11 protein-coding genes are annotated in these 12,090 nt (G+C 64.3%); 6 read left to right on the plus strand and 5 right to left on the minus strand.

The window, feature by feature from the left end; genetic code table 11:
- Positions 1 to 140 precede the first annotated feature (140 nt).
- Positions 141 to 1,346, minus strand: coding sequence for a zinc metallochaperone GTPase ZigA (gene zigA / locus BraRD5C2_RS27345; protein WP_223974011.1), 1,206 nt, complete (start codon positions 1,344 to 1,346; stop codon positions 141 to 143).
- Positions 1,347 to 1,590: 244 nt separating this feature from the next.
- Here zigA and BraRD5C2_RS27350 point away from each other — a divergent pair, with 244 nt between their 5' ends.
- Positions 1,591 to 2,256 carry a DUF2278 family protein gene (locus tag BraRD5C2_RS27350; RefSeq protein WP_223974013.1) on the plus strand — a complete coding sequence of 222 codons (666 nt, stop codon included), beginning with the start codon at positions 1,591 to 1,593 and terminating at the stop codon, positions 2,254 to 2,256.
- A 51-nt stretch (positions 2,257 to 2,307) separates the two neighbouring features.
- Here BraRD5C2_RS27350 and htpG read toward each other — a convergent pair whose 3' ends face one another.
- The 3 genes from htpG to BraRD5C2_RS27365 all read right to left on the minus strand — a co-directional run bounded on the left by htpG (position 2,308) and on the right by BraRD5C2_RS27365 (position 6,102).
- Entirely contained in the window at positions 2,308 to 4,170 is a 1,863-nt protein-coding gene (htpG, locus tag BraRD5C2_RS27355; protein ID WP_223974020.1) for a molecular chaperone HtpG, read from the minus strand.
- A gap of 85 nt (positions 4,171 to 4,255) precedes the next feature.
- Complete coding sequence (locus BraRD5C2_RS27360; RefSeq protein ID WP_223974022.1) at positions 4,256 to 5,062, minus strand: MBL fold metallo-hydrolase; 807 nt, start codon at positions 5,060 to 5,062, stop codon at positions 4,256 to 4,258.
- 59 nt (positions 5,063 to 5,121) lie between these two features.
- A complete protein-coding gene (locus tag BraRD5C2_RS27365; RefSeq protein ID WP_223974024.1) occupies positions 5,122 to 6,102 on the minus strand; it encodes a helix-turn-helix domain-containing protein in 981 nt (326 codons plus the stop codon).
- Positions 6,103 to 6,276: 174 nt separating this feature from the next.
- On the opposite strand from BraRD5C2_RS27365, the gene BraRD5C2_RS27370 reads away from it, so the two are divergent.
- Entirely contained in the window at positions 6,277 to 6,834 is a 558-nt protein-coding gene (locus tag BraRD5C2_RS27370; protein ID WP_223974026.1) for a sigma factor-like helix-turn-helix DNA-binding protein, read from the plus strand.
- Here BraRD5C2_RS27370 and BraRD5C2_RS27375 read toward each other — a convergent pair.
- On the minus strand, positions 6,813 to 7,913 hold the full coding sequence (locus BraRD5C2_RS27375) for an asparaginase (RefSeq protein ID WP_223974027.1): 1,101 nt from the start codon (positions 7,911 to 7,913) through the stop codon (positions 6,813 to 6,815). The genes BraRD5C2_RS27370 and BraRD5C2_RS27375 overlap by 22 nt on opposite strands.
- A gap of 227 nt (positions 7,914 to 8,140) precedes the next feature.
- Here BraRD5C2_RS27375 and BraRD5C2_RS27380 point away from each other — a divergent pair, with 227 nt between their 5' ends.
- The 4 genes from BraRD5C2_RS27380 to BraRD5C2_RS27395 all read left to right on the plus strand — a co-directional run bounded on the left by BraRD5C2_RS27380 (position 8,141) and on the right by BraRD5C2_RS27395 (position 12,080).
- Positions 8,141 to 9,313 (plus strand): acyl-CoA dehydrogenase family protein, encoded by a 1,173-nt coding sequence (locus BraRD5C2_RS27380; RefSeq protein ID WP_223974028.1) that lies wholly within the window; start codon positions 8,141 to 8,143, stop codon positions 9,311 to 9,313.
- Between the two features lie 85 nt (positions 9,314 to 9,398).
- Entirely contained in the window at positions 9,399 to 10,013 is a 615-nt protein-coding gene (locus BraRD5C2_RS27385; protein ID WP_223974029.1) for a TetR/AcrR family transcriptional regulator, read from the plus strand.
- A gap of 175 nt (positions 10,014 to 10,188) precedes the next feature.
- On the plus strand, positions 10,189 to 11,358 hold the full coding sequence (locus BraRD5C2_RS27390) for an OpgC domain-containing protein (protein WP_223974030.1): 1,170 nt from the start codon (positions 10,189 to 10,191) through the stop codon (positions 11,356 to 11,358).
- Positions 11,359 to 11,369: 11 nt separating this feature from the next.
- Entirely contained in the window at positions 11,370 to 12,080 is a 711-nt protein-coding gene (locus BraRD5C2_RS27395) for an alanyl-tRNA editing protein (RefSeq protein WP_223974031.1), read from the plus strand.
- Positions 12,081 to 12,090: the final 10 nt, after the last annotated feature.

Raw genomic sequence — 12,090 nt, forward strand, 5'->3', positions numbered from 1 at the left:
CCCTTGGATGAAGCGGTCTCCCGTCCGCTACCGCACCGGACACTCTATCCGATCCGGCGATTCGAGACTTACAAGGATGACGGGGCAGCGTATCCTGGATGGAGCGCAGCGAAATCCGGGCTACAGCATTCCGCCAGTGATTACGCCGCCTCGTCCGTTCTCCTCCACGGCGGAAACGGATCGCGAAGTTTTGCCCAGGCCTGCGGGTCCATGCCCGGCTTGCCCGCGACGAGGCAGGCATCGAGACGGCAGCGGATGTCGTCCTCGTTCACGCCGGAGCCGATGAAGACCAGCTCCTGCCGGCGATCGCCGTAGAGATCGTTCCAGCTCCGCTGCATCATGAGCCGCCAGTCCGGATGATCCGGCCAGCGCTCGCGCGGGATCGCGGCCCACCACGAGCCGAGGCCTTCGGTCCGCACGATCGCGCCGGCCTGGCTCATCTCGCCGCACCAGTCCGGCCGCGTCGCGATCCAGAAATGGCCCTTGGCGCGGATCACACCTTGCCAGCTCTCGCGCAGGAAGCCGTGAAACCGCACCGGATCGAACGGCCGCCGCGCGCGATAGACAAAGCTTGTGATGCCGTATTCCTCAGTCTCCGGCACGTGCTCGGCGAAACCGTAGAGTTCCTTGTGCCAGAGCGGATGCTGCTGCGCGCGTTCATGGTCGAAGCGGCCGGTATCGAGCACGCGGTCGAACGGCACATTTGCAAAGTTCGCCTCGACGAGGTCAGCGTCGGGATTAAGCGCACGCACGATGGTGCGGGCAGCTTCGCGCTGTGCCGGCGTCGCGGCATCGACCTTGTTGAGCACGACGACGTCAGCGAATTCGATCTGCTCGACCAGCAGATCGACCAGCGTGCGCTTGTCGCCGTCGAGCGCCTCGCCGCGCTGGCTGAGGAAATCGGTCGAGGCATAGTCCTTCAGCAGATTGGCGGCGTCGACCACCGTGACCATGGTGTCGAGGCGCGCAACATCGGAGAGGCTGTTGCCGTCCTCGTCGCGAAACTCGAAGGTCGCGGCGACCGGCAGCGGTTCGGAGATGCCGGTCGATTCGATCAGCAGATAATCGAAGCGGCCACTCTCGGCGAGCGCGCGCACCTCTTTCAGCAGATCGTCGCGCAGGGTGCAGCAGATGCAGCCATTGCTCATCTCGACCAGCTTCTCGTCAGTCCGGGACAGGTTCGCACCGCCATCGCGGACGAGGTCGGCGTCGATGTTCACCTCGCTCATGTCGTTCACAATCACCGCAACCTTCAGGCCGTGGCGGTTGTTCAGGACGTGGTTCAGCAAAGTGGTCTTTCCAGCCCCGAGGAAGCCGGACAAGATGGTGACGGGGAGTTTTTGCATCGAGATCAAACAGTTGCTTGAGGGATGGGCGGCGGGGCATGCGGCATTCGGTTTTATGTAATGTTATAACATAACATCAAGAGCCATGGTGCTTGTCAAGCCGTCACGTGCGCCGAACGCAACCAGCGCCTGCCGTTCGGCGGTGATGCCAAACAAGCCGGCGATTGTGTCCTGCTTCACGCGCCTGTCTCATCCAGGGTTGTAGTTTGGACGAGACACCCGCCCGAACCGAAAGGACCGCGCCGTGACCCTCGTCTACGGATTCGTGAAGACCAAGATCACCTCCGAACCCAAAATGAAGGCGTCCCACCACGGGCACGAGACGCAGTACCACCTGCACTGCAATCTCGATGTCGACGGCGGCCAATGGGACGTCGCGATCAATGTCGGCACCAACGACGCGGACGACCTGCTGAAATACAAGCTGGTGTTCGATTTCCGCCATCCGGTGATCCAGACTCTGGCGGCGGCCGACAACGGCTCGCGCGAGCTGACCGGACAGAAGGCGCTGCCCTCGCTGGACTTCATGCGCAGCGACCTGCTCGCCAACACCGGCAAGTGGCGTGACAGCGACGTGATGGACGGCTCCGAGGATGTCGAGCCGGCGGCGTCACTGGCCCGGCTGTTGTCGCGCGCGCATCAGCAGGGTCGTGATGTCTACATCTTCGGCCGCTTCTACGAGCAGGGCAACGGCCTGCACGACGTCCATCTCAACCAGGGCTCGACCAAGGGCTTCATCCATCGCCCGGGTGACGATTCCAACGACCACAACGATATCTGGCAGGACGGCGCCGTGATGGTCGATCTCGGCGAGCCGGAATGGGCCGCATATTTCGCGGCCTTCAATCAGCAGCTGGTGCCGACCGATGAGCTCGGCAATCCAAAACCCGACGCCGCCACGATCGGCTGAGCAGCGTTCGAAGCCAGGCGGCATGGCCGGCGCTGACGCCGGCCATCACGGCTATCTTGCGAGGCCGCGCAGCACGAGCTGGTTCATCCGGCTGGCAAACGCGGCGGGATCGTCGGGCATCTCGCCGTCGAGGATCTGCGCCTGCTCGAACAGCAACAGCGACAGATCCTTCGCCTGCGCGGTGTCGGTCGCAAGCGCTGCGACCAGCGGATGACGCAAATTGATCTCGAGGATCGGCTTGGTGATCTCGCCGCGGTTCTGCTGAGCGAGCAGCCGCTCCAGCGCGCGGTCGCGCGCGTCGCCGCCGGCGACCAGGCACGACGCGCTCGCGGTCAGCCGCTGCGAGGCGCGGACATCCGAGACGCGCTCGCCGAGCGCATCCTTGATCACGGCGATCGTGGTCGCGGCATCGGCAGCAGGCTCGTCCTTCTTGTCCTGCTTGTCGTCGACGAGCGGGATCAGGCCGAAATCGACGTCGCCCTGGCTCAGTGACTTCAGCGGCTTGCCGCCGAACTCGAGTGGCGCCGAAGTCCAGAAGGCATCGACGGGATCGGTGAGCAGCAGCACCTCGATGCCGCGGGCGCGCGCCGATTCCAGCTTCGGGTTCGACTTCAGCCGCTCGACGCTGTCGCCGACCAGATAATAGATCTCGGTCTGGTTCGGCTTGAAGTCGTCGACAACCTGCTTCAGCGAGCGCTTCTCGCCCGACGTCGTGGTGAAACGCGCCAGCGCCAACAGCTTCTCGCGGCGCTCGAAATCTTCCCACAGGCCTTCCTTGATGACCGGGCCGAACGCGTCCCAGATCTTTGTGAAGGTCTCCGGCTCCTTCTCGCCGAGCGTTTCCAGCTCGCCGATGACGCGGCTGGTAACCGCCTTGCGGATCTGTGCGAGTTGCGGATTGTTCTGCAACATCTCGCGCGAGATGTTGAGCGGCAGGTCCTCGCTGTCGATCACGCCGCGGATGAAGCGGAGGTACGCGGGCAGCAGCTCGGCGTCGTCAGCAATGAAGACGCGGCGGACATAGAGCTTCACCCTGCCCTTGCGCTCGACCTGGAACAGGTCGAACGGCTTCTCGGACGGCGCGAACAACAGCACGGCGTAGGACTGCCGACCCTCGGCGCGGTAATGCAGCGTCATCGCCGGCTCGTCGAACGCACCCGCGATCTGCTTGTAGGCCTGCGCATAGTCTTCCGGCGTCAGTTCGGATTTGGAGCGCTGCCACAGCGCGCTCGCCGAATTGATCTGGCGCGGCTCGCCCTCCTCCGGCACCAGCAGGATCGGAAACTGGATGTTGTCGGAATATTCGCGGACGATGCGCTCGATCTCGTAAGCCTCGAGATATTTGGAGGCCTCCTTTTTCAGATGCAGCACGATCTCGGTGCCGCGCGCGACGCGCTGGGCGGCCTCCTCGCTTGCCGGCGCGATCTCGAAGCCGCTGCCGCCTTCCGACGACCACACCCAGACCTCGTCGGAGCCGGCGCGGCGGCTGGTGACGACGATCTTCTCGGCGACCATGAAGGCGGCATAGAAGCCGACGCCGAACTGGCCGATCAGATTGGCGCCGTCCTTGGCCTCGGTCAGCTTCGACAGGAACGATTTGGTGCCGGAGCGCGCGATGGTGCCGAGATTGTCGATCAGCTCGGCCCGCTCCATGCCGATGCCGGTATCGACCACGGACAGCGTGTTGGCTGCCTTGTTCGGGGCGATCCTGATCTCCGGCGGCGTGCCGTCGGTGATCAGGCCGGGATTGGCGATCGCCTCATAGCGCAACTTGTCGCAGGCATCCGACGCGTTCGAGATCAATTCGCGCAGGAAGATATCGGTCTCGGAATAGACCGAATGCACCATCAGGTGCAGCAATTCGGCAACCTCGGCCTGGAATGGCTGGGATTCGGCGGCGGCAGTTGTGGTCATGCAGAAACTCGGACAAACGGTAAGGGGCGGGAAAGCCCTGATATAGCGCGATCGCGCCGCGTGGCAAGATGAGCGGGGGGAACCGTCAGTCCGAGATCGCGGCGATATAGCGCGCGACCGAACGGTCGAACGCCGCCCTGGCGTCAGTTGGGATGTTCTTGCCCCACCAGGCGCCGTAGATCCGATCATACGCCAGCGGCCCGACCGTGCGCGCGATGCGGCGGACTGCTGTTGCGTTGAGCGGGATGTAGTTCGGGTAGGAATACATGAAGCTGACCGAGCGGCGGTCCATCGCGACCATCGCGATATCGCCGGTCAGGAGCGCACCGCGCCCGTCCGCCCCCTTGCGCCAATGCAGCATGGTGGCGCCGGCAAAATGCCCGCCGGCCCGCACCAGCAGAATATCGTCGGAGATGCGATGGCTGTCACCTTGCCACGGCACGATCGCGGCATGAGGCCGCGTCACCCATTGTGCATCGTCGCCGTGCAGATAGACCGGCGCATCGTCGAACGCCGCGCTCCAGTCGGCGACGGCGCCATAGTAATGCGGATGCGAGATCGCGATCGCCTTCAGCCCGCCGAGCGATTTGACATGTGCTATCGCCTCGGGCGTGGCCAGCGGCACGCAGTCCCACATCACGCAGCCGCCCCGATCCGGCACCAGGAGCGCGCGCTGCCCGATCGCGAATGACGGCTCGAGCGCCAATCCAACCAGGCCGAGATCGTCGCGCCAGACCAGCCGATGCCGCTGCGCCAGCTCCTCGCGCGTCAGCCACGCCTGCCCCTTCCAGTTCACATATTGCCGCTCGTCCTCGCAGATCGGGCAGCCCGGCGGCGGCGCCGCGGTTTCCGGAAATTGCGCGCCGCATTGTTCGCAGGTCCAGAGGGGCATTGAGAGCACACGCGTTGGGGTGAAGCTGGTCCCTGATCTACGTCAGCGGCGCAACGCGTTCAATGCCGGCGCCCCAGTTCCATCTGCATCTCCGCTGGCGCGGCGCCGAACTTGCGGCGGAACGCGCGATGGAAATAGGACAGGTCGTTGAAGCCGACCGTATAGGCGATGTCGCTGACCTTGCGGCCGGCGCCCTGCGCGTGCAGCAGCAGCCGGCGCGCCAGCAGCAGGCGCTGCTCCAGAACATATTCCGAGAACGTGGTCCCTTCGGAGGCGAACAGGCGTTGCGCCTGGCGTGTGCTCAGTGCGTTCGCCCTTGCTATGGCCTCGATCGTGAGCCTGCCATTGTCGAGATTCTTCAGGACATCGGCCTTCATCAGATCGAGCCGCGCCTTCGCCACGCCGTCGCGTGCAGCGAGCTCCTTCTGCTCGGCACTGCTGCCGAGCACGAGGCCGACCAGATCGGCCAGATGATGCGCCGCCGCCTGCTGGCCCGGCACATCCAGATCGCCGGCAAGCTCGGTACAGAGCGCCGAATAGCGCTCGATCATCGAACTCAAGGCCAGATCGCGGCCGAGCGCCCGCGCCAGCTGCGTCTCCACCATGGGCGTGACCTGGAGCAAAAGACGCCGCGGAAACCGCGTCGTCGTGAAGCTGCCGGACTGGGTGAGATCGGCAGTGCCGACGATATTCATTTCGGTGAGACACATCTGGCCGCGCTTGAGCTCAATCGCCGCGCTGCCTTGTGTGACCTGCACCGTACCGCGTGTCGCTGATATCAGCACCAAATCGTCGCAGCCGTCGCTCAGAAGCGCGCGGGTGCGGGCGAAGCGGGCCGAGCCGCCGCGTGGCGTCGCGATCGCGACCGTATGCAGCAGCGTGAACTCGTTGTGACAATCGATGCTGACGTCGTCGGTCGGTCCGACGTCGAGCCGGCAGAAGCCGCGGCAAATGCCCTCGCGCCAAGCCTCATAGGCCGGCCCTTTCGCCAGCCCGTGATGGAAAATCGAGAACCGGTTGGGCACCTGTGTCTCGGACATGATCCGTGCTCCGAAAGCGCGATCGATCGAAACGAGGCGACGAACGATCGCGTTCTTCCCGGCGTGCGCATGTCGTTCCTGTCCCTACGCTTGGCGCGACGGTCCACGACTCCGGCGGGGAGCCTGATACCACTCCGCCGATTGACGGTAAAGCTATTCACGAGATGCAACCCTATGATGCGTAGTGCGAAGGCCGGGAATAAAACGGCGCAGCAGTTTCGTGACGCCGCCCTGCCATGGCTCGACGATGCCTATGCATTCGCCCAGGTGCTGACGCGAACCGAGGCGGACGCCGAACAGGCCGTGCAGGACTGCTATCTGCGCGCACAGCGCCAGTTCGACGGCTTTCGTGGCACCGCCATCAGGCCGTGGCTGCTCGCGACCCTCAAAACCGTCTGCCAGGAGAAGCCGCCTCGCCGCGGCTCGGCCCCAGATGCCGGCGCGAGCGGGACGCTTGAGCGGCGCAGCTCCCCGACCATCCGACAACTCGTCGACGAGCTGCCCGCACCGCTCGGCGAGGTCATCGCACTGCGCGAATATCTCGATCTCACCTACAAGGAGATCGCCGAGGTCACCGGCGTTCCCGTCACCACCGTGATGTCGCGCATCGCCGAAGCCCGCGCATTGCTGCTCGCGGCGCGGCGAGCAGCGCAAGCGCACCAGGAACCAGCCGCTGCGAGGCCCGCGGGCGGCACGACAAAACCTACGATCTACCGCGCGAACGCCTGTTGAACCGCCGAGGACTCGGTGACGCCGTTGGCGATCAGGAGCTGAAGCAGCAAGCGTGCCTTCTGCGGATTGAGATCGAGCGAGACTGCAAAGCCGAGCTTGTCGTCCTCGACCTCGACGTTGCGGTTGACATAGCCCGAGCCGACCCGAGTGGAACGCACCACGATGACACCCTGCTTCGCCGCAGCCGCCAGCGCGTCGATCGCGCCCTTCGATGAATTGCCGTCACCGACGCCGGCCAGTACGATGCCCTTGGCGCCGCGCTTGACCGCATCCTCGACCTCCGCGGCGTCCATGTTGGCGTGCGAATAGACGATGTCGACCCGCGGCAAGGGCGGCGCATCCGGCAGCTTCAGCCCGGCACGTTTGGCTGGTGCGGCCGGCTGCAGGTAGCGGAGCGAGCCGGTGTCGACATAACCGACCGGACCGGCATCGGGCGAGCGGAACGTCTCCACGCTGGTGGTATTGGTCTTCTGCACCCAGCGCGCGGCATGGATGGTGTCGTCAAGCACCACCAGCACGCCGCGGCCACGGGATTCCGGCGCCGATGCGACCCGCATCGCCTCGTAGAGATTGGCCGGGCCATCGGCACCGATCGCGGTCGAGGGCCGCATCGATCCGACCAGCACGACCGGCATGTCGGTGTCCAGCACGCTTTGCAGGAAGAACGCCGTCTCCTCCATCGTGTCGGTGCCGTGCGTGATGACGACGCCGTCGACTTCCTTGTTGTCGATCGCGGTACGGATGCGCTTGACGAGATCGAACCAGACCTTGTCGTTCATGTCCTGCGAGCCGATCGACGAGATCTGCTCAGCCGAGATCTGGGCGAGCTTGTCGATCCCCGGAATGGCCGCGATCAGGTTCGCTGCACTGACCTTGCCCGAATCATAGGCATTGCCGGCGCGTGCATTGGCCTGGCCCGCGATGGTGCCGCCGGTGCCTAGCACGAGCACACGGGCCAGCGCGGTCCCGGCGGGGGACTGCTGAGCGATGGCCGGCGACGCAAGCCCGATGACGAGGGCTGCGGCAAGGCCGACGATGGTGCGTGCAGAACGAGCCGATCGGAACAAGTGCAGCGTCATTTCTTCCCCCAGCGACAGATTTCCTGCTTACAACTCGTGGTTTTATCGCGCAAGAAATGGACAAACTTGCGGCGGAAACCATCGGGGACAGAATTCCGACCTTCCCGGCCGCTCTCACCCGGTACCCTGCTCACACCGCCTTGCTCGCCGGCGAGCCTGCAAAATGTTGACACCGCAGGAATGGCGTCGCACATTTTTCGAAGATTATTCGAAATATGGGGCCCGCCATGCATTTCGAGCTTCCCGACGATCTCCGCACTCTGCAAGGCCGGATCCGCGAATTCGTGCGCAGCGAGCTCAAGCCCCACGATGCCGCGATCGAGGCAACGGGCGAGGTGCCGGAAAGCGCGATGGCCGGCCTGCGCAGGATGGGATTGTTCGGCACCAACACGCCCAAGCAATTCGGCGGTCTCGGCCTCTCAATGCTCGGCAGCTGCCTCGCGATCGAGGAACTCGCGAAGGCGCACACGGCGTTCTACTATCTGAGCGGGGTGAACGTTCACATCGGATCGAAGGCGATCGAGTTCTTCGCGCAGCCCGCGGTTCGCGACCGGTATCTGCCCGAGCTCGCCAGCGGCCGGATGATCGGCGCCTTCGCGCTGACCGAGCCGAACGCCGGATCGGATGCCGCCCGCATCCAGACCAGGGCGCGGCCGGACGGCGATCATTACGTGCTCGACGGCAGCAAGACCTACATCACCAATGCGCCGGTCGCCGGCGTCTTCACGGTGTTCGCCACGCTCGACCCGTCCGCAGGCGCGAAGGGCATCGCGGCGTTTGTCGTGGACGCGAAGACGCCGGGCCTCGCCATCGGCCGCCTGGTCGAGATGGCCGCCGGTCGCGGCTCTGATCATGCCGAGGTGATCTTCGAAGACTGCCGCATTCCCCGCGAGAACCTGCTCGGCCAGGAGGGCGAAGGATTTGCCATCGCGATGCGGTGCCTGGATGCCGGGCGCACGCATTGGGGCGCCTATTGCGTCGGCGCGGCGAGCCAGCTCATGGACTACGCGCTCGATCATGTCTCGGAGCGCGAGACGTTCGGACGCAAGCTGCGCGACCATCAGGGCATCGAGTGGCAGATCGCCGACATGGCGAGCGCGCTGCATGCCGCACGCCTGGTCGCGTATGAGGCGGCCTGGCGTTACGACCAGGGCGACGACGCCGCCCGCACCGCTGCGGCGGCACTGTCCAAATATACCGGCGCTGACATGGTGCAGCGGGTGGCCGACATGACCATGCAGCTGTTCGGTGGTGCCGGTTATTCCAGGGACCTGCCGATCGAACGCATCTGGCGCGAAACGCGGGTGGTCCGCATTCTGGATGGCACATCCGAGATCATGCGGCAGATCATCGCCCGCAACGCGTTCCGCAACCATCAACGGCGGAACACGTCAATCTGACAACGGCCTCTTCCACTTTATGTTGCAATAGTTCTTGGTGATCCACTTCCGCTGTCTTAGTGTTTTTGCGGGATGGGAGAAGGAAGTGGCTTCGGGGACGACGCTCAAGCTCAAGCAACAACGCAGCCGCGATCGGCGCGAGCAGATCCTCTCGGCGGCGACCAAGCTGTTCGGTCAGAGGGGCATCGACGGCACGTCGCTCACCGAGGTCGCTGCGGTGGCGAAAGTACCGCTCTCCAGCATCTACGATTATTTCGAGGATAAGCGCGCGCTGGTGCTGGATGTGCCCGAGGGCAATTTCGAGGCGCTGTATCAGCAGACCGAGCCGCTGCTGGTGAAGGGGGGCGACCCCGTCGAGCAGCTTCGCATCATCTTCCTGACCAACTTCCAGTACATCAAGGACAATCCGAGCTGGGGTCGCGTGTTCTTCCTGGAGATATGGCCGAGCGTCCTTGCCGCCGAGCCGCGGGTCAAGAAGGCGGTCGACAAATACGCGCTCCGTTACGTGCAGCTGATCAAGCAGGCGATCCGCGCCGGCACCTATCGCCGCAATCTCGATCCCTACACCGCGATGTCGCTCATGATGGGCGGCATGTGCCACTTGACCGCGGTCTGGCTGCTCTATGGCCGCAAATACGATCTGGTGAAGAAGGGCAAGACGCTGTTCACCACACTGCACAACGGGTTCGTTCAGCGTTAGCTGCGCCCGGCTTCGGCGGCGCGAATGATTTGATCCAAAATCAGCGCTGTTTGGCCTGCCGTTGAGACGATCCTTTCCCAGAAAGCCAATACACAACCGTCGAAATCCTGTTCTAGTATGATGCCATGGGCGACCCGCAGATGGACGCGCGGGCACTGGGGATGGGAGCGAACCGATGGACGTCAAGGCTGTTCTGCCGCCGCGTGGCCGCGACTATCGCCTCGACCTGCTGCGCGGCTTCGCCAACTGGGCGATCTATCTCGATCACATCCCGAACAACGCGGTGAACTGGATCACGCAGAAGAATTTCGGCTTCAGCGATGCGGCCGATCTGTTCGTCTTCATCTCCGGCTATACCGCGTCCTTTGTCTACGCGCGGATGATGCTGGAGCGCGGCACCGTGATCGGCGCCACCCGGCTGATCAAGCGGGCCTGGCAGATCTATGTCGCGCATGTGCTGCTGTTCGTGATCTACATCGCCGAGATCGGCTATCTCTCCCAGCGCTATCACGACCCCAATCTGCAGAATGAATTCAACGTCGCAGGCTTCATGCAGAACCCGGCGGAGACGCTCTATCAGGGCCTGATCCTGGCGTTCAAGCCGGTCAACATGGACGTGCTGCCGCTCTACATCGCGCTGATGCTGGTCTATCCGCTGGTGCTGTGGGCGATGCTGCGCAAGCTCAATCTGACGCTGCTGGCCTCGTTCCTGCTCTATCTCGCCGCACGGCATTTCGACTGGAATCTGCCGGCCTATCCGGGTGGCTCATGGTACTTCAACCCGTTCTGCTGGCAATTCCTGTTCGTGTTCGGCGGCTGGTTCGCGCTCGGCGGCGCCAGCGAATCGATCACGTTCATCCGCTCGCGCGCCTTTCTCTGGCTCGGCGGCGCCTACCTTTTGTTCGCGCTGGTCATGACGCTGGCGGGCCGCTTTCCGGAACTGGGCCAGGCGATGCCGCCCTGGCTCTATGACGCCTTCAACCCGAACGACAAGACCAACCTCGCGCCCTATCGCGTGCTGCACTTTGTGGTGCTGGCCTTCTTCGTCACGCGCTTCCTGCCGCGCGAGTGGGCCGGATATGAATGGCCGATATTCCAGCCGATCATCAAATGCGGCCAGCAGTCGCTCGAGGTGTTCTGCTCGGGCGTCTTCCTTGCCGTGGTCGCGCATGTGGTGCTGGTCGAGGTCTCCGGCAGCCTCTGGATGCAGATCGTTGTCAGCGCGTTCGGCATCGTGCTGATGACCGTGCTCGCCTATTATCGCTCCTGGTCGAAGAAGGTCGACAAGGCGCCGAAGCCGCCTGTGGCTGCGCAAGCGCCGGCGGCCGCGAAGCCGGCGGAATAGGCGCGTCATCGATGTCGCGTGCCTTCTATCACGATCATCCCGAAATCCTGCAGCTCGAAGCCGAGGTGCGCGACGCCAGGCCCGGCGCCGTCCTCGTCGAGCGCTCGCCGTTCTTTCCCGGAGGAGGCGGGCAGCTTCCGGACCAGGGTGTCCTGAGATGGTCCGGCGGCGTGCTGCCCATCACCGGACTTGAGCGCGACGAACGCGGCCTGTGGCATCTGTTTGCCGGCGAAGCTTTGCCCTCCGGCAACGTGACGCTCGAAGTCGAGCCGGCATTTCGCGCGTCGATGTGCGAGCTGCACACGCTCGCCCACGTCGTCAACGCGCTGGTCTATACCCGGTTCGGCGGCGTGCTCCTGACCGGGGCACAACTCAATGCCGACGGCACCTTCCGGGTCGATTTCGATCTGCCCGGCGCCGACAATGAGGCCCTGCGGGCGCTTGAGGCGCCGCTCAACGACATCATCCGACAGGACCTTCCGGTGAGCGCCGCCTTCATGGCGCATACCGAAGCAGAAGCCACACCCGGATTGTTTCGCAGCAAGGCCGTCGCTCCGCCGGTCGGGGAGGATGGCCTTGTCCGGATCGTCGAGATCCTCGGTCTCGACCGGCAAGCCTGCGGCGGCACCCATCTGACGTCGACGGGGCGCGCGCGACCCGCACGGATCGTCAAGATCGACAACAAGGGCCGCCAGAACCGCAGGATCAAGGTTGCGGTCTGACCGGCTCTCG

This window comes from Bradyrhizobium sp. RD5-C2 (assembly GCF_019972155.1).
Classification (GTDB): Bacteria; Pseudomonadota; Alphaproteobacteria; order Rhizobiales; family Xanthobacteraceae; genus Bradyrhizobium.